General features: G+C 36.9%; 21 protein-coding genes and 5 pseudogenes. 1 reads left to right on the top strand and 25 read right to left on the bottom strand.

The genetic code is table 11. The features are described from left to right. Nucleotides 1–181: 181 nt before the first annotated feature. From NXS10_RS03305 to NXS10_RS08695, 11 genes and pseudogenes are all read right to left on the bottom strand, one after another. The gene (locus NXS10_RS03305; RefSeq protein WP_259137615.1) at nucleotides 182–916 is read right to left on the bottom strand and encodes a CHAP domain-containing protein; all 735 of its coding nucleotides are present in this window, start codon (nucleotides 914–916) and stop codon (nucleotides 182–184) included. A gap of 76 nt (nucleotides 917–992) precedes the next feature. Continuing rightward, nucleotides 993–1442: a PolC-type DNA polymerase III N-terminal domain-containing protein gene (locus tag NXS10_RS08620; protein ID WP_373317981.1), complete on the bottom strand. Its 450-nt coding sequence runs from the start codon at nucleotides 1440–1442 to the stop codon at nucleotides 993–995. Next, complete coding sequence (locus NXS10_RS03290) at nucleotides 1432–1593, bottom strand: hypothetical protein (RefSeq protein WP_259137612.1); 162 nt, start codon at nucleotides 1591–1593, stop codon at nucleotides 1432–1434. Before NXS10_RS03290 ends, NXS10_RS08620 begins: the two co-directional genes overlap by 11 nt. A 76-nt stretch (nucleotides 1594–1669) precedes the next feature. After that, nucleotides 1670–2323 carry a helix-turn-helix transcriptional regulator gene (locus NXS10_RS03285; RefSeq protein ID WP_259137610.1) on the bottom strand — a complete coding sequence of 218 codons (654 nt, stop codon included), beginning with the start codon at nucleotides 2321–2323 and terminating at the stop codon, nucleotides 1670–1672. A gap of 70 nt (nucleotides 2324–2393) precedes the next feature. Beyond that, the gene (locus tag NXS10_RS03280; protein WP_259137607.1) at nucleotides 2394–2621 is read right to left on the bottom strand and encodes a hypothetical protein; all 228 of its coding nucleotides are present in this window, start codon (nucleotides 2619–2621) and stop codon (nucleotides 2394–2396) included. A gap of 15 nt (nucleotides 2622–2636) precedes the next feature. Further along, the gene (locus tag NXS10_RS03275; protein WP_259137605.1) at nucleotides 2637–3443 is read right to left on the bottom strand and encodes an Nmad3 family putative nucleotide modification protein; all 807 of its coding nucleotides are present in this window, start codon (nucleotides 3441–3443) and stop codon (nucleotides 2637–2639) included. Between the two features lie 3 nt (nucleotides 3444–3446). Further along, the gene (locus tag NXS10_RS03270) at nucleotides 3447–4142 is read right to left on the bottom strand and encodes a hypothetical protein (protein WP_259137603.1); all 696 of its coding nucleotides are present in this window, start codon (nucleotides 4140–4142) and stop codon (nucleotides 3447–3449) included. A 665-nt stretch (nucleotides 4143–4807) separates the two neighbouring features. Next, nucleotides 4808–6666, bottom strand: a pseudogene (locus NXS10_RS03265) (proline--tRNA ligase). 27 nt (nucleotides 6667–6693) lie between these two features. Further along, nucleotides 6694–7005, bottom strand: a pseudogene (locus NXS10_RS08705) (site-2 protease family protein); the annotation flags it as partial. A gap of 207 nt (nucleotides 7006–7212) precedes the next feature. Continuing rightward, a complete protein-coding gene (locus NXS10_RS08700) occupies nucleotides 7213–7302 on the bottom strand; it encodes a hypothetical protein (protein ID WP_444544872.1) in 90 nt (29 codons plus the stop codon). 17 nt (nucleotides 7303–7319) lie between these two features. Beyond that, nucleotides 7320–7524, bottom strand: a pseudogene (locus NXS10_RS08695) (site-2 protease family protein); the annotation flags it as partial. A gap of 56 nt (nucleotides 7525–7580) precedes the next feature. Here NXS10_RS08695 and NXS10_RS03255 point away from each other — a divergent pair. Continuing rightward, a pseudogene (locus NXS10_RS03255) lies at nucleotides 7581–7802 on the top strand (transposase); the annotation flags it as partial. Nucleotides 7803–7895: 93 nt separating this feature from the next. Here the strand turns inward: NXS10_RS03255 and ftsH are convergent. The 14 genes and pseudogenes from ftsH to dnaA all read right to left on the bottom strand — a co-directional run bounded on the left by ftsH (nucleotide 7896) and on the right by dnaA (nucleotide 23040). Then, complete coding sequence (gene ftsH / locus NXS10_RS03250) at nucleotides 7896–9872, bottom strand: ATP-dependent zinc metalloprotease FtsH (RefSeq protein ID WP_259137601.1); 1977 nt, start codon at nucleotides 9870–9872, stop codon at nucleotides 7896–7898. 17 nt (nucleotides 9873–9889) lie between these two features. After that, nucleotides 9890–10432, bottom strand: coding sequence for a hypoxanthine phosphoribosyltransferase (gene hpt / locus NXS10_RS03245; RefSeq protein WP_259137632.1), 543 nt, complete (start codon nucleotides 10430–10432; stop codon nucleotides 9890–9892). Between the two features lie 6 nt (nucleotides 10433–10438). Next, nucleotides 10439–11713, bottom strand: a pseudogene (tilS, locus tag NXS10_RS03240) (tRNA lysidine(34) synthetase TilS); the annotation flags it as partial. Continuing rightward, nucleotides 11710–12993, bottom strand: coding sequence for a serine hydrolase (locus NXS10_RS03235; RefSeq protein WP_259137599.1), 1284 nt, complete (start codon nucleotides 12991–12993; stop codon nucleotides 11710–11712). The pseudogene tilS and the gene NXS10_RS03235, both read right to left, overlap by 4 nt. Further along, nucleotides 12990–13112, bottom strand: a complete 123-nt coding sequence (locus NXS10_RS03230) for an SP_0009 family protein (protein ID WP_259137597.1) — start codon at nucleotides 13110–13112, stop codon at nucleotides 12990–12992. Before NXS10_RS03230 ends, NXS10_RS03235 begins: the two co-directional genes overlap by 4 nt. Nucleotides 13113–13117: 5 nt before the next feature. Continuing rightward, a complete protein-coding gene (locus NXS10_RS03225; RefSeq protein WP_259137630.1) occupies nucleotides 13118–13489 on the bottom strand; it encodes an FtsB family cell division protein in 372 nt (123 codons plus the stop codon). Continuing rightward, on the bottom strand, nucleotides 13482–13748 hold the full coding sequence (locus NXS10_RS03220; RefSeq protein WP_259137595.1) for an RNA-binding S4 domain-containing protein: 267 nt from the start codon (nucleotides 13746–13748) through the stop codon (nucleotides 13482–13484). Before NXS10_RS03220 ends, NXS10_RS03225 begins: the two co-directional genes overlap by 8 nt. A gap of 58 nt (nucleotides 13749–13806) precedes the next feature. Then, on the bottom strand, nucleotides 13807–17310 hold the full coding sequence (gene mfd, locus NXS10_RS03215; protein ID WP_259137593.1) for a transcription-repair coupling factor: 3504 nt from the start codon (nucleotides 17308–17310) through the stop codon (nucleotides 13807–13809). Nucleotides 17311–17315: 5 nt separating this feature from the next. Continuing rightward, nucleotides 17316–17885 carry an aminoacyl-tRNA hydrolase gene (pth, locus tag NXS10_RS03210; RefSeq protein WP_259137590.1) on the bottom strand — a complete coding sequence of 190 codons (570 nt, stop codon included), beginning with the start codon at nucleotides 17883–17885 and terminating at the stop codon, nucleotides 17316–17318. 78 nt (nucleotides 17886–17963) lie between these two features. Next, entirely contained in the window at nucleotides 17964–19079 is a 1116-nt protein-coding gene (ychF, locus tag NXS10_RS03205) for a redox-regulated ATPase YchF (RefSeq protein ID WP_259137588.1), read from the bottom strand. A gap of 150 nt (nucleotides 19080–19229) precedes the next feature. After that, entirely contained in the window at nucleotides 19230–19433 is a 204-nt protein-coding gene (locus tag NXS10_RS03200) for a DUF951 domain-containing protein (RefSeq protein ID WP_259137586.1), read from the bottom strand. 10 nt (nucleotides 19434–19443) lie between these two features. Next, nucleotides 19444–20322: a diacylglycerol/lipid kinase family protein gene (locus NXS10_RS03195; protein ID WP_259137584.1), complete on the bottom strand. Its 879-nt coding sequence runs from the start codon at nucleotides 20320–20322 to the stop codon at nucleotides 19444–19446. Nucleotides 20323–20395: 73 nt separating this feature from the next. Then, a complete protein-coding gene (dnaN, locus tag NXS10_RS03190; RefSeq protein ID WP_259137582.1) occupies nucleotides 20396–21529 on the bottom strand; it encodes a DNA polymerase III subunit beta in 1134 nt (377 codons plus the stop codon). A 152-nt stretch (nucleotides 21530–21681) separates the two neighbouring features. Beyond that, nucleotides 21682–23040 (bottom strand): chromosomal replication initiator protein DnaA, encoded by a 1359-nt coding sequence (dnaA, locus tag NXS10_RS03185; protein WP_259137580.1) that lies wholly within the window; start codon nucleotides 23038–23040, stop codon nucleotides 21682–21684. Nucleotides 23041–23287: the final 247 nt, after the last annotated feature.

Raw genomic sequence — 23287 nt, 5'->3', positions numbered from 1 at the left:
TCTCGAGACAACTCCTATATTCTATCAAACTACCTAAGCCTTGTCAACCCTTTTTTGAAACTTTTTCCAAAAAAAGTAACAAAATACAGGACGTCCGACAGCTCCATTAGTCTATCAAATTTTGATATACCTGTCAATGAAAATGGGAAATGTTTTTTAAAAAAAGACTTATTGTCTTTCTTTACTCTATGGCGATATAGCGACGTATGCCACTGTAACTAATATATGAGAGCCACTGGTGATCTTCAGAGTAAATGATGCTATCGTAGTTAACACTGTCACCAGAGTCGTAATAGGCAACAGTCTTACTGTTTTGTTGGGGAATATTTTTGATATAAGAGCGTTGAGGAAAGATATAACACCCTCGTGAAGTGAGAGAAACGGAAGTAGAGATAGGGGAGCTTGGACTAAGATTGGAAGTATCGACAGTGCTTAAATCTTTGAAGTGGATATAGCCAGATACTTGGTTTTTATGGAAACTGCGTCGATAATATTGCTCAGAACCTTGACCGTAATCGTAGTTGTATTCTTCTGTGGTGACAGTATCACCGTCCACTTCTGCTACCCAAGCGACATGTCCGTAGCTTCCTGCGCCATTGACTCCTGAGCTGAACCATGCTATGGAGCCTACTGTGGGGCTCATGTCAACTCGGTATCCTTGGCTACGAGCGATACTTCCCCAACTGATGGCGTTACCATATCCTTGTGGGAGACTAAAGCCATTGGTACTGTTCAGTCTAAAGGCGACAAAAGAGGTGCATTGTCTCAGATACATTCCCCAGCTGTCTGCGCCGACACCGTGACGCCATTGTGATGGATAATCATCACCTATTACTGTGGCTTGTCCAGGGGCGGCTGATAAGGTAATACTTATGAATAAGGTAGCTAGTAAGTGTTTTGTTTCAGAAATTCGCATAAGCTCCTTCTTCCTCCTTACTTTCTCTATTCGTAATCTGTGCAAAAAAAAAAAAAAAACTTTGAAAAAAGCGGCTCTATAATTTCTGTAGTGGGTAACTCCCACAGAAGGACTTATAATGAAAAGCAACCAAACCATCATTAAAAAGTAGCTTATGGAACATATTAAGAATACCACAAAACTCATCGGAATAAAAGATAAACAAATCACAATTAAGGAAGTTCTGAAATCTGACTCCCATCTTATCATCAAAGCCACTCTGGATTATCTCCCACTCCTGCGCCCCTGTTACAATTTGAAAACGTGCCTGATTCCCTGTTTTTTGAAATTCATTTATCAAATGTGCCTTTAATAATTGATAACTCATCAACGGCAGAGGTTTGTCAAAATAAAACGTAAAATCCCATATTTTACTTAGTCTATGAATAAGGACTTGTTCAATACGAGCATGTGAAAAATCACTTGATTCCCTAAGTTCAAGTGGCAAACCAATCTGCTTCATCAACAATTGAAACTTATCTGTCATTCTCTTTTTCCCTTTCCACTATATCCTTACGTTGCAAACGTTTGGGATTGAGTTTAGTAAAGAGCTGTTCTAACTTTTCAAATGTCCATACATCCGTAGCAGAAACGAGTTGCCCATTCTCATCCCTATATGAAATCATTTTGTTACTCATTTATAGGTCTCCTTTAATCATTTAACTTAACGTTAGTATATAAAAATGAATGGACAAATAGTGTCCATTCACTTACTTATTTATAGTAACTTCTTATTTTTTCCAATTCAGACGCAAACGAATCTCGTAACTTTTGAGGACCTAAAATTTTGAGATTTGCTCCCTGACCCCGCAACCATTTTTCAAGCCCCCATGTCCACTGGCATTCAATCTCAAAAATCGCCGTTTTCCCGTCCTTTTTGACCAATCTAGCTTGGGGAAATTGGTCAAAGACTATGTCTGTATAAAAATAATATTCCAAACGCATGGAAATCATTTCTCCTTCAGAAGCATCTACCTTAAAAAGTCGGACGTCGCCATCACGATAGCGACTAGCATAGTCCAATCTAGGAGCAGAAGCAGAAGAAACACTGATATGCTGAATCCTATCCACTCGCAAGGTCAAATATTCCCCATACTTCTCATAATAAACAACTACGTAAAAATAAAATAAGTCAAAAAAGATAGAAATAGGGAGCACCTCATAAGTCTTGGTTTCTTTGTCCTTAGGAAGCTGGTAATCAATTATCAACATTTTCTGTTCATAAATAGCATGGGAAAGTTCCCAAATCCTGTCAACTTTATCTACTTGATGATAAGGTCCTCTATAATTTATCCACTCATTCCCGATAATCTGCTTGACTTCCTTTTGCCCTTGCTGATTCAATAACTGCAACAAACCCTCTATCATTTTTTGATTTTCGTGACGATTTAAAGCTCTACTTTCCAGCAAAATCTTGATTAAAACTAGAATCTCCTGCTTACCAAAACGATTTTGCTGCCTTAAATAGCGTTGATAGCCCTCCTTTTGATAAGACAAGGACCAAGCCTTGTTGCGACTGTGTTTCGAGAATATAGGCTAAAAGTGAGAAATCCCGTTGAGCAGTTTTTTCACTAACCTGATAGAGATTCGCCACCTGCTTCTTACTCAGATACTCACCAGCTTGTAGTCGGAAAAAAATATCAAAAAGTCGTTCTACATCATTCATTTTCTCTGTCAACCTCTATTCAAACAAAGATTGTGCCCAAGATTCAGACAGAGAATTTTCTTGGAGTACCTTTTCCTGCCAAATACCTGCATAAGAAATACCACCATTCTTAGCAGAATTTTTGTGATTCCCACATAAATTCTCTGGAAACAGGGCTGGGATTTCCTTCCAGATACTTCTACTTTTTCCCTCTTTGGTTAAGACCCGATTTTCCGCATAATTAAAGACACCATATCCCTCTTTATCTTCTGCAAAACTCAATTTTTCTTGAGACAAATATAAGATATTACTTGGCTTATTTGCACGTTCTTCAAGAGAATGCGGATGGAAAGGATACTGATTTTGAAGCCTTTCTTTTTGATGAACCAGCTCTCCAACTTGAAGATAACCATAGATAATATTTAAGTCAGGAGCATCTGTCCGATAACGCAAGGTTCCAGCAGAAAGATTTCCCTCTGTCTGTCGAAACCAGCCAAAAAAGAGAAATAAATCTCCTACACCGACTCCCTGATTTCTGAGTAAGCCTTGAGCTGCATTTATCTGTCCGAAACCAGCCTGCCAATTTTCCACAGGTTTGGAACGAACATGTTTCCGAATATCTGGGTCTAGGTGGCAATTAAAGTGATGCTCCTTACAATCTCTACCACGCAATTGCCTCAAAATCTCTGCATAACTGACTCCATTATAGTGTAAATCATCAAAAGACAATTGGTCTATCTTTGCAGGAATTGGTAAAGATAAAAGAGTTCCGTCTGGTAAAATCGGACTTGGTATGCCACCATTTGAGCTATCAAAGCCCTTTCTGGATAAAATGATTTTCATAGACTATTCTCCTTTAGGATAGATAGGATAGATAGGATAATAAGGCAAGTCAACAATAGGTTCTGTTGAAACAAATACGTTCTGAATAAATTCCAATAATTCCGCTGTCTCCTGCGGACGCTCTGTTGAACGGTAAAAACCATTCTTAGCATTCCATATCGGAAAACGTTTCCCTCCCAACATAGCCCTATTTCCTGAAGGGAATAATTCAACAATCTCAGCAGATAATTCTAAGGCTGATTGACCAAAATAGCGAAAATCCTTTGAAAGAATCATTGGCTCTTGTAAAACCTTTGAATCCCATAGGTCATACCGCTCTATTTCCCAATTATAGGTATAGCTATCACGCCGATTTTTAGATACAGCAGATGCCAAATACTCTCCCCTTGAAATCACATCACAAATCTTAGCAACAAAAATCAAGCGATTCCGATGTGGAGTAATAAAGCCCCTCCCTTCCTTATCGCACTTCCTGCCACAATCATCTGAATAGCCAGCGACCGCCATCATATAAGCCTCTACTTCTCCCCTTCTAATCTTATGAACCCAATGCTTATTTAAATTCAAACGGATAGCTTTCATACAGCCACCTTCTGTCAGTAAATCAGGTGTACCTTGATAATCACTGGTAAATACACAGGGATTGATGCCATAGTCATGCGTCATACGATAGCAATAAATAATAACTTCTTTTTCCATTCTAGTTCCTCATAAAAAGGAGAGAGGCTCTCCTAGTAATACTCTGTGAAAATCAAAATGAGCATTTTCTTACTTTCTTAAATAGTGCGGACGTAAGAACAAATCGTTTGGGTAACTGTTTGTTATATCCAAGGGAGTTTCATTGCTAAATGTTGAGCCAAAAGTCTCAAAATTTCCGTTATTCGCAACAGCGACTGTTGCGAATCATTCCACTACGGCGAAAGTAACCTTATATTTATCCGCCAAAGTACATCTTGTTTGCAATGGTCGCCAAAACTGCTATTTTTGAAATTCAATGCGTATAAGTTGACCTTACGATACCAAAAGCCCCTCAAAGCATGATTACTGTGCAATCACAGAAAAATTTGGATTACCATTAGCAAATGTTTCTGCGGTTTGCTTATCAATAAATGGTCCAGCAATCTTATTTCCAAACTGGTCCACAACGTACCATTCTGTCATAATCCTAATCCCCTTTCTATTAGTTTATGGTATTGTATGATAATGCAATACCTGATATGCTTAGTATATCAGGCTTCGTGGACAATATTTGTCCATATCCATTCTTTACCTGCATTTTATTTTTTAATAAAAAAAGGTTTATAACCAACTATTCAAATTTGGTTATAAACCTTTTATATTGTTGTAAAAATGAACTTCTGAAATTATTTAGCTTGCATCAAAATCTGCAAGGTTTCAAGTAGCTGATTTGCATGAACTTCAACTGTATCACCAGTCCCCTTGATTTTCACTTCAACAATGCCTTCTGCTGCTTTTTTTCCAACAGTAACACGGATTGTCAATCCTATCAAATCACTATCTGAGAATTTCACTCCGACACGCTCATTGCGGTCATCAGTCAAGACTTCATAGCCAGCTGCTAGTAAGCTATTTTCAATCTCTTGGGTCAAGTTCATCGCTACTTCGTCCTTGACATTAACTGGAATCAAATACACATCAAATGGTGCCAATTCTTTCGGGAAGTTGATACCCCACGCAAAACGGTATTCGCCTTTTGGCGTTTTATTAACAAAGAGACGAGCGTGTTGCTCTAGGACGGCTGACAAGAGACGACTAACACCAATTCCATAGCAGCCCATAATCATCGGTACTGCTCGACCATTTTCATCTAAAATAGTAGCATTCATACTGTCTGAATAGCGAGTTCCTAGCTTAAAGATGTGTCCAATCTCAATACCTCGTGCAAACTGAAGCACATCCTGTCCGTCTGGCGAAGGCTCACCTTCTTTGACTTCACGAATATCTACATATTCGGTCACTTGGAAATCACGACCTGCATTTGCTCCTGTGTAGTGGAAACCATCCTCATTAGCACCAACAACTGCATTCTTAATATCTTGCACCTTACGGTCTGCAATAATCTTGATACCTTCTGGCAAACCGACTGGTCCTAATGAACCAAAATTCGCACCAAAAAGTTTTTCAGCATCTTCCGAACCAGCAGGGTCAAAGAAATCAGCTCCGAGGTGGTTCTTCAATTTGACATCATTAACTTGGTCATTTCCAACAAGAAGAGCAACAACTGGTTCACCGTCTGCTATAAAGAGCATGGTTTTAATCGTTTGTTCCTCTGCTACATTCAGGAAAGCGGCAACCTCATCAATGGTCTTGCTATCTGGTGTTGCCACCTTGACAAGGGAGTCTTCCGTTACCACTTGATTGCGTGGCTTGATTCACTTGTCGCCATTTCAAGGTTAGCAGCGTAGCTGGATTCGCTAGAATACACAATCGTATCCTCACCAGATACCAACCATGCTGCTAATTCTGCCTTGATAGCGTCTAAAACATCTGCTGGAATTTTATCAAAAGAAGTTACTGATTTGTCTAGCACAACCCAGCGTTCTAAGTCTGTCCGGTCTGGTGTAATTGCCATAAATTCTTGACTATCCTTACCGCCCATAGCACCACCGTCTCCGATAATCGCCTTAAATTCTAAGCCTGCACAGGTAAAGATTGCTTCATAGGCAGACTTGTAATCATCATAGGTCTGGTCTAAGCTCTCATAGTTGGCATGGAAACTGTAACCGTCTTTCATGATAAATTCACGACCACGTAGAAGACCGTTACGAGGGCGTTTTTCATCACGGTATTTAGGTTGGATTTGGTAAATGTTAAGCGGTAATTGCTTGTAAGATTGGACAGCATCTCGTGCTAACAAAGTTACGGTTTCCTCATGAATTGGACCTAGGATAAAGTCTGATCCCTCATGATTTTTTAACTTATAGAGGTCATCTCCATAGGTTTCATACCGTCCTGACTCACGCCATATATCTGCTGACAAGAGGGCTGGTGCTAAAAATTCTACCGCTTCAATCTTATCAAATTCCTCTCGCATAATCGTTTTTGCTTTTTCAATCACACGATTGGCAAGCGGTAAATAGCTATAAATTCCTGCTGATACCTGACGAACATACCCTGCACGTACCATAAGAGCATGGCTAATAACCTGTGCATCAGAAGGCATTTCCCGTAAAGTTGGGATAATCATTTTAGACTGTTTCATATAAATTGTAATCTCCTTTTTATTTCTTTAGAAAAAGACACGCATAATATCGTTCCAAGTAACTGCTAACATTAGAATAACCATAATGGTTACACCTGATAAGGTAATATAGGATTCCATTTCTTGTTTCAATGGTTTTCTACGAATTGCTTCAATAATATTGATAACAATCTTACCACCGTCAAGAACAGGAATTGGAATCAAGTTCATAATTCCTAGGTTGATAGATAAGAGAGCAAGCAGATTGATGACAGATAATCAACCGTCTTGTGCTGCTTGGGCACTAAATTGATACACTGCAACAGGACCGCTCAATTTATCCAAACTAAATTGAGCAATCAAGCCTTTCAAGGCAGTAACAATCAAGAAACTCGTTTTAACAGCACGTGTTAACCCTGCTTGAATTTTGTTCCAAAAGCCAGTTTTCAATAACGGAGAAACTCCAATATAATAAGTTTCCTCTTCTTCCTTAGCCTTTACATGCACGGTCTTATCTTGACCGTCATGCTCAACAACGACATCAAATTCAGGCGCTGAAGTCGCATCTTAGCTAGCCTGTTTCATTACTTGAACAATCTCATCATAATCTACAACAGTCTGACCATTTAAAGAGACAATCTTATCTCCTGTATCCACTCCTGCTGCCTGCAAAGCTCCACCTTCTGTTACGGTCACATTATTCGTTGAAGTATCAGGAACACCCCCTTGTAAAAAGAAGAACAAGATAAATGCCAACGTTCCTAAGATAAAATTATTCATCGGACCTGCAAAGTTGGTGATTAAACGTCCCCAAACAGAGGCATTTTGATACTGCACATCAAACGGAACAATGCGAATTTCTGTACCGTCTTTTCCAATATGAGAAAAGATTTTTGGCCCATACCAATTGCAAATTCACGAACTAAAATTCCTGATTTTTTTGCACTTATGAAAATACTATAATGCTTGTTAATCCACCTTTTAAGAAAGTCTTCAAAACTTTTCTACGCTATAAGAAAGATAGTAGTAATGCTCTAGAGCTTCCCTATTCTAATGCTAAGCTAGAAACTACCAACAAACTCATCAAAAATGTCAAACGACAAGCTTTTGGATTTAGAAACTTTAATGACTTCAAAACTAAAATTCTCATCACATGAAACATCAAAAAAGAGAGGAAAATACCTTCCTCTCTTGGGTTTAGCTTCTCATCACCCATCACAGTTGACAAAGTGACGAAAAGTTGGGTTAAGTTAGTCATTGACAGAAGAACTTCCTTGAGCCATTTTCTCTTTAACTTCATCATAAGAAAGAGCATACTCTTCATTATCATCTTTTTCTTCTGGCATTTTTCCTGTCTCATAAATAGACTTAATCTGAGCAGCATCAAGGGTTTCATACTTCAGCAGTGCCTCAGCAATCAAACGATGAGTCTCACGATTATCATTGATAATATCTGCTGCAGTATTACGTGCTTCGTTGAGAAGATGACGTACTTCATCATCAATGAGCTGAGCAGTTTGATCTGAATAAGATTGCTCAGGGGTGAATTGTCCTGGTTGCATAGCATGACTTCCCTCGTACTGAACCGGACCAAGTTTGTCACTCATACCATATTCTGTAACCATAGCACGAGCAATCTGTGTTGCTTGTTCAAAGTCATTTGAAGCGCCTGAAGTTTGTGCATTAAAAATAATCTCTTCTGCCACACGTCCACCCATCAATCCTGCAAGTTGCTCTTTGAGATCTGTTTTGGACAAAAGCATTTGATCTTCTTTAGGAAGTGCAATCATGTAGCCACCTGCACGTCCTCGAGGAACAATAGTTACTTTATGGACAACACGCGCATTTGATAGCGTCAAACCAACAATAGTATGTCCCGCTTCATGATAAGCTACCATCTGACGTTCATGTTCAGAAACAGTGCGATCTTTTTTAGATGGACCTGCGATAACACGATCTTCTGCTTCATCAATATCGCTAGCATCAATAATTTTTTTATTACGACGAGCGGCAACAAGCGCAGCTTCATTAAGAACGTTTTCAAGATCAGCTCCAACAAAACCAGGAGTTTGTTGCGCCACAACTTTCAAATCAACATTATCCGCTAAAGGTTTATTTTTAGCATGTACACGAAGAATAGCTTCTCGTCCCTTTACATCAGGACGTCCAACTAATACCTTACGGTCAAAACGCCCCGGACGTAAGAGAGCAGGATCAAGAACATCACTACGGTTTGTCGCAGCAATAACAATAATGTTTTCATTGCCCTCAAAACCATCCATCTCAATCAAAAGCTGATTGAGGGTTTGTTCTCGTTCATCATTTCCACCTCCCATGCCAGCTCCTCGACGGCGTCCAACAGCATCAATTTCATCGATGAAGATGATAGCACGCCCTGCTTTTTTAGCATCCTCGAAAAGCGAACGCACACGGCTGGCTCCAACACCAACAAACATTTCAACAAAGTCAGAACCTGAAATACTAAAGAAAGGCACACCTGCTTCACCAGCAACAGCTTTTGCAAGAAGAGTTTTCCCTGTTCCTGGAGGTCCTTCAAGAAGAACACCAGCAGGAATGCGCGCCCCAAGTGCTTTATAGCGTTGTGGATCTTTTAAGAAATCAACGACTTCAACCAGTTCTTGTTTTTCTTCCTCTGCACCTGCAACATCAGAAAAACGAACTTTAACTTCGCCTTTGTTTGCTGAACGTGCTTTATTCTTACCGAAGCTCATAGCACCACGAGCGCCACCACTTTGGTTCATCATCATCATGAAAAAGACAATCATAATGATAATAGGAACGAAACTTGCTAAAAACGAAATCCATGCACCACTAGAACTTTCATGTTTAACCGTTACTTCAGTATCAGTACTAGCAGCTGCATCTGTAATATCCTTAATAGAAGTATCACTTGAGAGAGTAACTGCTGTAAAAGAAGTGACTCTTGTAGTATTGGTATTGCCTAAAAAGGAAAGTCCCGTTACATTTTTGACTGTTTTAGCTTTGGTATATTTACCACTGATTTCAACGACACTGCCATTAGGTTGATAAGTCAGAGACTTTATGTCACCTTTTTTTAACTGTTTTACTAAAGTAGAATAGCTAATCTGCTGGCTCTGCGTATTATTTCCTCTCAAATAATATTGAAGAGAGGTTACCAGAGCCACAATAACAAGAATGTAAATAAAGGAACTTCGGATGAAGCCATTATTTTTATTGTTTTTCATAAAATTGTGAACCTTTACTAATTAGAATAAATTTTTTCTTTTAAGACACCAACGTAAGGAAGGTTGCGATAGTTTTCAGCATAATCTAAACCAAACCCAACGATAAATTCATTTGGTACGTCATAACATACATAATCTGACTCAATCTCGACAACACGACCTTCTGGTTTGTCAAAAAGTGTGGCAATTTTAACCGAATTGGCTCGGCGATATTTGAACATATCACGCAAATACTTAAGTGTACGCCCTGTTTCAATGATGTCCTCAACAAAAATAACATCACGTCCTTCGACATTTGTATCAACATCTTTTAGGATTTTCACTTCGCCACTACTAGTTGTTCCACCATGATAACTTGAAACAACCATAAAATCAATCTCAACATGTGTATCAATGTGTTTCATCAATTCTGCCATAAATGGAACAGAACCTTTTAAAACACCAACTAACAGAGGATTTTTTCCTCTATAATCTTTTGTCAACTGCGTTCCTAGCTCTTTTATCTTACGAATAATGTCTTCCTCAGTGTAGAGGACTTTTTTGATATCGTTCTCGAGCATATGTTCTCCCTTGTTTATGCTTTGATAATACAATTTTCCTATCATTATATCATGTTTAGAAGGTTTTCTCAAATAAGTTTTACGTCTTGTGAGAATAAAAATAATCTCGCCATTTTGCTCACCAATAATCGCTTCTGCTCTTTCTTGAGGTAACAATTTATCATCAATAAACAAACGACGCACTTTCTTTGTAAAATGTCCAAAAGATATTTTATCTCCAGCTTGCCTATGGCGTAGTAAAATAGGACTAGCATCGTATAAAGGAAAAGCCAATGCTAACTCTTTATCATAGGAAAAATGATAACCATCATAAACTAGCGACTCTCCAGTAGATATAAGACAAGGAGGAGATGAAAGAGAAAATACTTCTTGCCTATCCACTTTATCCACCCAAAAATGATTCTCTTCCTTATGCAAAATATAATGTTTCTTTAGTGGATAAGTAAATTGTTTATCATTTCTTAATAAGTCAAGAGCCGTCTCAAACTGTCTTCTGCTAAGCTCTAAATCAGCAAATTGTGAAAAATATTCCTCAAGTGCTAGATACTGCACTGCTCTCGATTGACTGAGAAAAATTGCAGTTTGAGTCATATCAAGAGATGTTGTCAGATCACGAAATGCTTGATAAGCCAAACGACTATCATCTGCTAAATAACGTAAAGCAGAACTCAATTGCGCATTTTCATGCTCTAACAGTGGCAAGTAATGATTTCTAATACGATTTCTAAAATAGTGTTCTGACTGATTAGACTTGTCCTCAAAATGCATTATATCGAGAAAGTCTGTTTTTTTTATAGTTAAAAAAGGTCTAATCAGTTCACCGCTTGCAAAGTTTTGTACCTCCTGAATAGCAGATAAATAACGCAAACGACTACCACGTATGATACGCATTAAGACCGTCTCAGCTTGATCATCAGCATGATGAGCAGTTGTGAGGGCAGTATATCCGTATTTCTGCATACACTTTTTGAAAAAATTGTAGCGAAAATCACGCGCACGCTCTTCTGAAAAAATGCCTGAAAAACGAGCTACATAAATAAAGATGTTATGTTCCTTTGCCCAATGACGTAAATAAGCTTCTTCTTCCATTGATTCAGAGCGTTGTTGATGATTGACGTGAACAATTGCGACTTCAATACCTAAATCCTCCCTATGGTGATAGAGAAAGTGCAATAAATTCATAGAATCAATACCAGAAGACACAGCCACCAGAACTTTTTTATGCTTGTCAAATAGATGTTTTTTTTTGATATAAGTTAGTAATTCGTGATACTTTGTCATTTCAATATATTATAAATATCATTTGCAATTTGACTAATGTCACTGTAAGACGCCTTATCTGTAAAGATAGACAATATAAAAGGAGATTTTGTATAAACAATAGCAACATCATGCTTATAGTCATAAGCATCTCCAACCTTATGGGCTACCTGTACAGGAATATCTTTCGAGATACGTTTATCATCAAAATCCGTCTGAGAAAGATAATCAATAATCCGACCATTTTGATGATAAATAGCTTCCATAAGATTGCCTGCACTATGAGCGGATAATTGACGATCTGTCATAGTCAAATTCTGACTAGTTATTGTACGCACTGTTTGATAAAAAGAATTATCAAATTGATTGGTAGCATAATATCCTAACATATTAGCTGCAACGTTATCTGAATGTTGAGCTGTTAGTTTGAGCAATTTCTCAACAGAATATTCTTTATTATCTGCTTCCTTACTGAGTTGACCACTACCACTTGGATTATAAGAACCATTAAAATGATTTACTGCATCAACATAAGTCCATTTTTGAGAGTAAGAAAGCTCACCTGTATTGATTTTTTCCTGAGTGATATAAAGAGTAGCGAGCTTGGCAATACTTGCAGAATACATAGTCTGATCCATATTAATACCTGCAATTGCTTGAGTCGTCAGCTGTTTGACGTAGACACTATAGTTAGATTTATTGTACTTGCTGTTGAGTAATGCCTGTACTTTTAGCATCCGTGTATCTGTCGTTGAAGTCTCTTCCTCAGAAATCCAGCCTCCATTTTCTAGCTTATAATAAATGCCATAATGAGTGACTGCTTTTTCAACGAGATGAAGCCTATCACCAGCATTTAAAGAGTTTGCTTGCTTTGTAACTCCATAAGTATAAGGAGCGTTATATAAACTGCTATCATTCTTTAACCATCTAATCTCATCTATACCCTCGCTACTAACAACCCTATCATCAAAGATAAGATTGTGACTTGCTTCAATATAGGTGCCATTAGCTAATTGAAACACCCTCACACCTTTATTATTTGTCAGAATAGCTACCACTTTTAAAAGGGTCTCTTTTTGTAATATGACTGACGCATTCGTTAAATCAACATCATTATAAGTCATGCTAGCTAAAGAAAGTCGAGGAACTTTTGGAATATCTGTAAAGTATAGTAATTGTGTTGTTGTATCTGAAAAAGTCTTTTTTTGAGCTTCTGTGAGTTCTCCATCACGTTCTGTACTATCTACTGTTCTAGGCAAAAAAAGAAAGGTTGAAAGCATAATAATTGCTAGCTTTTTCATCTTTTCTCCTCTTTGCTATAAAAAGTCTCTAGAAGCTCTTGATTTGTTTGAGAGAGCTCTTCTAACTTGATATCAGAATACTCCAGAAAACGCTCAATAATTGTTACTATTTTCTCCATTTTTCTTACTTTGGCAATAAACTTGGAACCAAATAAATGGTTTCACCATCTTTTGAAAGGTAGTATTTAGCACGTGCATATTTCTCAATATACGTCTCATCCTGTAGACTCTTTGCTAAATCTTGTTCTTTTGATGTTTTTTTAGACAAGACTTTATACTTTTTATTGAGCTTTGCAATCTCTTTTTTATTGGACTGGATACTACGATAACTCTCTACCAAATTAAAGGTGGGGAGAATAAAAAGTAAAATCATAAAAAGCATAACAACTCCTATCAAACGGTGACGTTTACTATTTTCTGCCTCCTCATATCGTATTTTTTGATGCTCATCTTTAATGTATTGATTGTTCAATTGAACGATATTTTCCTTACTCATCACTTTCAATCCTTGCTTCACTAATGATTTCATACATTTTGGTAGCATCTTCTTTTTTTGTGCTATCTTTCATTTCCAAAACACGAACTGTCAAAAGCTTGTTACCAAAACGAATTTCAATTTCATCTCCTTGTTTCAAGCCTGTTGAGGACTTGGCTAAAATACCATTCACTTTGATACGTCCTTTATCAGCGACTTCTTTTGCTACAGGACGACGTTTAATAATTCTAGAAACTTTTAAATATTTATCTAAGCGCATCAGGTCACCTCACTCTTAGCCTATATTCTAACATTTTTTACTCTTTTATGGCTATATTTTATGTATCTAATTGTGCTTCTTTTTTTCGTTTTCGTGTTGCCAAAGCTTTTGCAAAAGTCATTAATTCTTCCAAAATCATATAAGTCTTCTGATTTTTGATGTCAAAGATAAGTTCAACTTTTCCGTGATTATCGCTTATACGAGCTTTGAGATTAATTTTTGAAAGTGCTTCAAAGTAATCCTGTGTTAGTAAATACTGAAGGGATATTTTCTCAAAGGTAACAACGACTTGGTCTTTCTTACGTGTAACACGCTCAGCAAAGCTAACATCCATATAAGCTTTTAGTAAACCAATCTCTAACAGATAAGCTACCTCATCTGGATATTCACCAAAACGATCCATTAAATCTTCTTGCATTTCCTCATAATCCATCTGTGTCTCTATCTCACGGATACGCTTATAAATATCAATTTTTTGTCTCTCATCTGTGATGTAATCTTTAGGGATATAAGCATCAATCTGAAGAGCTATCTCAGTATTACTCTTTCGTCTAGCTACAGATTTTCCTTGCTTATGAGCGATAGCTTGCTCAAGCAGCTGCGAATACATCTCAAAACCGACTGAATCTATAAAACCGCTCTGTGAAGCTCCTAGGATATTACCTGCCCCTCGAATAGCTAAATCTCGCATAGCAATTTTAAAACCAGATCCCAATTCTGTAAAACCTTTAATAGCGTCCAATCTCTTTTCAGATACCTCTGTCAAAACTTTATCTGGTCTATACATTAGATAAGCATAGGCAATACGATTAGAACGTCCAACACGGCCACGTAACTGATACAGTGTTGATAGCCCCATCTGATCTGCATTTTCAATAAAGAGTGTATTGACATTTGAAATATCGATACCTGTTTCAACAATTGTTGTTGCAATGAGTAAATCATATTCTCCATTTATAAAATCTAAAAGCGTATTTTCCAACTGAATCTCACTCATTTGACCATGAACAAAACCAATATTAGCCTCAGGTACCAACTCACGCATCTCTGTCACTTTTTGCTCCATAGTCTCCACTTGATTGTAAATATAAAAGGATTGTCCTCCACGATCCATCTCACGAAGTAGTGCTTCACGCACAGTGTTAGGATTGAATTCCATGACATATGTCTGTATGGGATAACGGTTAGTTGGTGGTGTTTCAATAACAGATAAATCTCTGATTCCGAGCATAGACATATGAAGTGTTCTTGGAATAGGGGTTGCTGTTAGAGTAAGTGCGTCAACCTTGGTCTTTAATTTTTTTAACATTTCTTTGTGCTTAACACCAAAACGTTGCTCCTCATCGATAACAATCAGACCTAAATCTGAAAAAGTAACATCTCTTGAGAGGAGACGATGCGTTCCAATGATGATATCAATTTGCCCTTTTCTAAGCTTTTCAAGAGTTTTATTTTGTTCTTTTTTACTCCTAAAACGACTCAAAACATCGATGCTCACAGGAAAATTAGCAAAACGTTGACTAAAATTTTCGTAGTGTTGTTGAGCTAATACTGTCGTTGGCACTAAAATAGCCACTTGTTTATGATCCTTGACTGCCTTAAAGGCAGCACGCATGGCGACCTCAGTCTTACCGAACCCAACATCACCGACTAAAAGCCGATCCATGGGGCGAGAACTCTCCATATCTTGCTTGATTTCCTTGATGGAACGTAGCTGATCTTCTGTCTCCACATAAGCAAAATCATTATCAAAATCATATTGTAAATCATCATCTTTTGAAAAAGCATAACCTTTTTGCTGACTACGATCAGCATAAAGTTTAATTAAATCATCTGCAATATCCTCAATTTGCTTTGCAACACGTTGTTTAGTCTTTTTAAAGCGACCATCGTTTAAGGTATTAAGTTTAGGTTCCTTACCATCTGCCGATACGTATTTTGATAGTAATTCAATCTGCTCAACTGGAATGGAGATACGGTCTGCATTTTGATATTGTACTGTCAGATAATCTTTATGAACACCTCCAATCTCCATGGTTTCAATTCCAAGATAACGACCAATACCATGCACATTATGCACCACATAATCGCCTACTGATAATTCATTATAATCTTTCAAACGCTCGGCATTGCTGATATTCGTACATCGCCTCTTGCGTTTGATGCGTTTATGAAAAATTTCTCTTTCTGTTATCAAAACGATCTTTTCATCAGCAAAATAAAAACCACTAGACAATTGACCAATCATCATCTGAACTTGATGGAGAAGAAGATTCTCACTTTTCGAAATAGTAACATCTAAATGATATTCTTGTAAAGTTTTTTGTAAACGCTCCAAACTTTGTAAGGAAGATACTTGTAGTAAAACCGTAGCCTTTTGTTTATGATAACGATTAATTTCATCAACCAATAAAGGAAATTGATTAAAAAATTCTTGCATAGAATATTGTGTCAACTGGTAGAACTGTGAAAAGTGTAAATTTTCCAATCCTCTATGAAAGGTTGAAAAAAAAGTTGATGGCTGATAAGCTCTTAACTTTTGATAACTATCTGCTAAGTAACTTAGACTAGAAAATGCTTTACCCTTTTGTAAATCTTCTGTCAATAAGTTAGCACTTTCTAAGTCTACCTTAGCATTTTTATCCGTTATTTTTTGAAAATCATCAAAAAAGAGAGGCGTCCCATCTGGAATATAATCTAAAAGCGTCCATTCTTTATCGTAAAAAAGACTAAGAAATCTTCGTACATCTTGATGCAACAATCCTTTCTGACAAGACGACAGTATATCAGACAAATAAGTTTTTAGTGGCTCCTTTGCAATCTCTATTTGGCGCTCTAAATGAGCACTCGCTCGTTCAAAATCTAAAGGTGATAAAATAACATCTCTAGCTGGAGACACATTCACTTCTTGTATCTGTCTTAAAGATTTCTGTGTGATAACATCAAACGTTCTAATACCATCTATCTCATCTCCAAAAAAATCCAGTCTATAGGGTTGCTCTTGTGTCATTTCAAAGATATCTAAGATATCGCCACGACGACTAAATTCACCTGGTGATGTCACTTGAGAGACTTTTTCATAACCAATTGCAGACAGATGATTGACAAGTGTGTCAAGATTAAACTCATCTCCTATCCTAAAGTCATATTGACTTTTCTCATAAATATCAGGACTAGGAAGTAAGACACGTAGTCCTAGTAAACTAAGAACAAGTATTCCCAATTTAGTTTCATCTCTTAAAAAATGTAGGGCAGCTAATCGAGAAGCTACCTTATCATGCGATGAAAAAATAAACTCTGCAGCAACAATATCATCTGTGAAAAATGAATAGACTTGTTCTTCTCCCACTAAATCTACCAAGTTAGCAGATAATTGTTCAGCCTCATGTTGACTAGATGTTACTACAACAATCTTTGTTTTTTGTGAGCGATAAGCAGATGCTATCGCCACAGCTCTACTACTAGCAGATAAGCCTGTAACTAACTGTCTACCCTGTGATTGTACCTGACTATGCCAATCTTGTACAGCTTTATTGCGACTAAATAAGTCAATAATATCCATTTTGATCACCCGTTAAAACGTTTCATTGTTTGTTCGAAATCATTAGACTGTAAATAAAAGTTGACAGCACTATCAACCTTATCAAGGGTATTGTCAATAGCGATGTGTTCCTCTGTATCAAAGTTTCCTAACACATGGTTAATAACACTAACACCCTTTTGAGGACGACCAATACCAATTTTGATGCGATTAAATTCTTGTGTGTTGAGATATGCAATAATACTCTTAATACCGTTATGACCACCTGCAGAACCTTTCTTACGCATACGTAACTTACCTACAACCATATCTAAATCATCATAAATAACCAGCATATCAGAAATAGAAATATGATAATAAGTGAGAAGTGCCTTTACAGCAAGACCACTGTTGTTCATAAATGTAGTGGGCTTAACAAAATAAACCTTTTCTCCCTTAACAAACTCACTTCCCACTTCTGCTTTAAAGGTTTTATCTTCTGTAAATTTAATATCAAGATCATTGACAATTTTGTCAATAGCCATAAAACCTATATTATGACGTGTTTCTTTATACTTACTACCTGGATTTCCTAGACCAACAATCATTTTTACCATATTTTCTCACTTTCAAAACATAAAAACGGTTAAGAAACTGTTTTTAGTTTCCTAACCTTTTACTTCACTTATCTAGACTTAGACATTAAATCTAAATTCCATTATATCACCATCTTGAACGACGTAATCTTTACCTTCTTCACGTAAACGCCCTGCTTCTTTTACTGCCTTTTCGCTTCCGTACGTCATCAAATCATCGTATGACATCGTTACAGCTCTGATAAAACCTCTCTCGAAGTCAGAGTGAATGATACCTGCTGCCTGAGGTGCTTTAATACCACGTTTAAAAGTCCAAGCACGAACCTCTTTTTCACCAGCAGTGAAATAAGTCCCTAATCCTAACAAATGATAAGCAGCACGCGTCAATTTATCCACACCAGACTCATTCAACCCCATAGCTTCAAGAAACTCTGCTTTATCCTCATTATCAAGTTCAGAAATTTCTTCTTCAGCACGCGCTGATATAACAACAACCTCAGCATTTTCAGTTGCTGCGAATTTGCGAATTTGCTGAACATAGCTAATACTATCTGGATCAGATACCTTATCCTCGTCAACATTAGCTACATATAAAACAGGTTTAGTTGTTAAAAGAAAGAGTCCTTTAACAACTTGCTTTTCATCTTCTGTAAAGTCAATAGTACGAGCTGACTTACCATTTTCGAGGACAGGCTTGATTTTTTGAAGTACATTAAACTCTGCAACGGAATCTTTATCTTTTTGTGTTCTTGCCATCTTTTCAACACGAACATAGCGTTTATTGATAGACTCAAGATCAGCTAAAATCAACTCAAGGTTAATTGTATCAATATCTGCTAATGGATCAACAAAAGCCCCTTCACGTCCTTGCTCACGCATAACATTTTCATCATCAAAAGCACGGACAACATGGACAATCGCATCCACCTCACGAATATTCGCTAAGAATTTATTTCCTAGCCCTTCACCTTTTGAAGCACCTTTTACGATACCAGCAATATCGGTAAATTCAAAAGTTGTTGGTACTGTCTTTTTGGGTGTGATAAGCTCGGTTAATTTTTGTAAGCGCTCATCTGGTACTTCTACCATACCAACATTTGGATCAATCGTTGCAAAAGGGTAATTGGCAGCCTCTGCCCCTGCCTTAGTAATTGCATTAAAAAGTGTCGACTTTCCAACATTTGGTAATCCGACAATACCTGCTGTTAAAGCCATATATGCATTTTTCTCCGTTCATTTTCAATCTAAATCATTATAGCATAGTTCTAACAAAAAAACCTGCCCAAAATCTAAATTATTCCAAAAGGCTAGTGTCAGATAAAAAGCTATCTAGAGGGCATTTGGAAATAACTTTACCGTAAGGAACTATTTTGCTTTTATAAGGACTTTTCGAAGCTTACGTTCAAAGTCATAACGACTCATCATGACGACATGTTTACAGTTAATACAGCGAATCTTGATGTCAGCTCCCACACGAACCACCTCCCAAGCATTAGCTTTCTTACCAGTCGTTTTAATCGTACAGGCATGTGGCTTTTTCATTTCTACAATGGAACCTAAAGTGTACATAGATTTCTCCTTAAAAATAAATAGAGCGTTTTTGTGGAATTAAGTCAATATGTTTTAATACAACAATCTCCCCATCAATCTCTATAATAGCATCATCTTCAAAGTCAACAGAAAGCCTTGTGACACTTTTATGTGTAAGACTAGATGAATGCTGATGCATTTTTAAAACTAAGGTCAACAAAACCGCTAAACGTTTTCTAAACGTTTTTCCCTTTGCTGTGACAATCTCTAATCGTGGCGTTAGGGCACTTGCTTTAGGCCAAATAACGACACCACCACCGAATGTACGATTATTTGCCAAAGAGCATAAAAATAAATCTAATAAAACTTTTTTTTCTCCATCCTCATAGGTCAAACTCACATTAGCTGTTGGATTTTTAAATAAACATTTAAGAGCAGTTAATATATAAGTGAGCTTTCCAAGATGAAATTTATTAAACCAAAATTTTAGATGAGATTGAGAAGATTCTTTTACCACATAAGCTGCAAAACCTAAGTCTAAACTGTTTAGAACAATCCCTCCTTGATAAGTAAAAACAGTGATTTCTGTTGTTTGCTCTTTATCTAACCTATCTAAGGTCATCTTTAAATTAGGCAAACGTAAAGCATGTGCAAAATCATTGCCAGAACCTACCGGATAATAAGCAAAAGCAATTGTATCAGGTAAGTAATAAAGTGTCTTAGATAACGTGCCATCTCCACCAACAATCAATACCTTATCACCCTCCTGATATTTTGCCAATAAACGCTTAACCTGATGTTTTTCATCATCTGGAAAACGTGTAAGAAAGACACGAATAGGTTTATGGTAAATATGTTTAACAGCCTTAGTAACAGCTAAAGCTTGACGATTTCCTGCATGAGGATTAGCAATGATAAGTAGTGTCATACCATGTATTATAGCACAAGAGCGCTTCTACTTCTAACAAATAATTCTAAAAAAACTGATAGTATCAGCTTTTTTAGCTGGTTCTAACAGGTGTAATTAATTGAACGAAGTTCTCAACATCCTCAGTAGGTGTTAGGGTAAAAGGACGGACTGGGGAAATAAAGCGTATAGTAACCGATTCACTTTTGAGTGCCTTTAGTGCATCAATCAGATAAGTAGGATTAAAACTGATAGTCAAATCACTTCCAGACTGACTCACACTCTCTAACTCTTCGTTGACCCTACCAACTTCTGGAGAGTTTACGTGAGCAGATACTTTTTCAGCCTTTACCTCTAAACGAACAGTTCCATTTTGTGTCGCATTAGAAATCAGAAAAGCACGTTCCATCGCATGGCGAAGAGATTCTGTTTTAAAGATAACCTCTGTTTCAAACTGAGTCGTCAAGAGACGATCAGTATCTGGATAAGTACCTTCCAACATACGTGTGTAAAAACTGATATGATCGCTCTTAAACAAAACTTGACTATCAGACAGATAAATCTCAACAGTTTTGATATTATCGCTAAAAACAGTAGAGAATTCACGAAGAGAGCGACTTGGAAGTACCACATCAAACTCTGTAGTACTATCCTCTAAATGTAACTTACGTTGGCTCATACGGTGAGAATCTGTTGCTACAGCTTTAAACTCTTGATTAGATAAGACCATATGTACACCAGTTAAAATTGGACGACTTTCTTGCTGACTAGCAGCAAAGGCTGTCTCTGCAATCAAGGTTTTAAGTAATTTTGTTTCTAAAATCAATGGATTACTTGTATTAACTTCTTGAAGATGAGGATATTGTTCTACATCTTTTCCTTTAAGGGTGATTTCTGATTTTCCACTTTTTAAGACAATTTGATGATGTTCGATTTCTTCTAAATCAATAATCACATCTGGAAGACTAGAGACGACATTAATAAAGAAACTTGCTTCGAGTAAAATGGCACCAGGTGAAGTAATAAGGAGACCTGCATTTTCGTCACTTGTAGGAATCGTATTTTCAATAGAAATTTGTCCATTAGAGCCTGTTAAAGTAATAGCTGAGGCGCTAACATTAAGCTTTAGGCTAGATAAAACAGGAATAGCATTTTTTGAATCAATAGCACGTTTTGTTGCTAGTAAAGCTTGGAGAAAAAGAGATTTGTTGATAGAAAATTTTAACATAATAACTCCTTTATAGATAAATATTATAGTTAGTAGTAGCAGTAGGGACTGTGGATAAAGTGGAAAATGAGGTTAAACGATGACGTAACAAGCAAAAAGAGTTGTTCACAACTTGTGGATAACTTGTAATAAAAAGAGCTTCTTTCCACAAGTTAATGAATTTTTGTTTTTATGGTTTCCAACTCAATGCGTAGATTGTCATCTTGAGATAGCATATTTTTGATTTTATTATAAGCGTGGAGAACAGTCGAGTGATCACGCCCACCAAAGGATTTTCCGATTTTAGGCAAACTATTGTCTGTCATTTCACGCGCAAGATACATTGCTACTTGACGTGCTAGAACAATATCTTGTGTACGTTTGGTTGCTTTGATTTCTTTGATTGTAACGCCATAAAATTTTCCAACCTGTTCTTGGATGTCATCAATTGAGACAACATTCATTTTAGGACTGTCATTTTTACGTGCTCGAATGGCTTCTGCTGCAATCTCAACCGTAACAGTATCTACGTGTTTAAAGCGTGCAACAAGATCGATATCTTTAAGGGCACCTTCTAAATCACGAACATTAGCACTAAATTGATTTGCTAAATATTCAACGGTATTTTGTTTGAAATCATAGGGGAGTTCTTGGATTTTATTTGTCAAAATGGCAACACGTGTTTCATAATCTGGAGGAGTGATATCAACAGTCAACCCCCAATTAAAGCGCGTGACTAAACGTTTTTCAAGCCCATTTAATTGTTCAGGAATACGGTCACTCGTCAGAACAATTTGCTTATTATTACTATGAAGGACATTGAAAGTGTTAAAAAATTCTTCTTGTGTAGCTTTCATTTTCGAAGTCCCCATTGATTGAATATCATCAATTAACAATACATCAAGTGTCCGAAAACTCTCTTTCATCTCCTCTTTTTTACCAGTTTGTAAGCTTTTTAGAAATTCATTGATGAATGTTTCAGCAGATATATAGCGGACTCTAGCATTTGGGCGATCTTTTAAGATTTCATTGCCAATGGCGTTTAACAGATGTGTTTTGCCAAGACCAGGTCCACCATAGATAAAGAGCGGATTATAAATGGTTCCAGGAGAGCTAGCAACAGCTATAGCTGCTGCTTTTGCCCATTTATTGCCCTCACCTTGAACGAAGTTGTCAAAACTGTATTTATCGTCAATGTTAGAGATAACGGGCGCTAGATGTGTTATTTCAGTAGTTTTTTGAACCAATTTTTCCTCTCTTTCTTGTTGTAAGATTTGAGTTTTTGGTTCTTCAAAGGTAAAGCGACACTGAATCTCAACGTTGAAGATTTCAAAACCTGCTGTTAGAATCACAGATTTTAAATTTTGACGCCAAAACATTTGTTTCACTTCGTCTAAGTAGATAGTAGCAATTTGGTTTTCAATACTAATCAGACGAGCATCGGCAACAAAATAATCATAGGCAGCTTGTTTTAATTCATCTTGAGCTAACTCTAGTACTCGCTTCCAGAATAACTGTTCATTTTCAGTCATAGGCAGTCCTCTTGTGGATAATTTTGCTCTTTTTATTGTACCATAAGTTCACATAGTTTTCCACAGGATAAAAAAAGAAAGATTTTCAACATTTTCTCTATAAAAGGCTTATTTATCCATTTTTAAAGTAATACATATGAAGTAGAAACTTTAAATTGTCATCAAAAAGTAACTTAAAAGAATAGAGAATTTTTAAACTGTGGATAAAAGAAAAGCACAGCTGTTTACATACTTATCCACAAACTGT

This window comes from Streptococcus sciuri, from assembly GCF_024814375.1.
Lineage (GTDB): Bacteria > Bacillota > Bacilli > Lactobacillales > Streptococcaceae > Streptococcus > Streptococcus sciuri.
The sequence above is the reverse complement of the archived record's forward strand: the minus strand, read 5'-3'. Positions and strand labels throughout refer to the sequence as shown.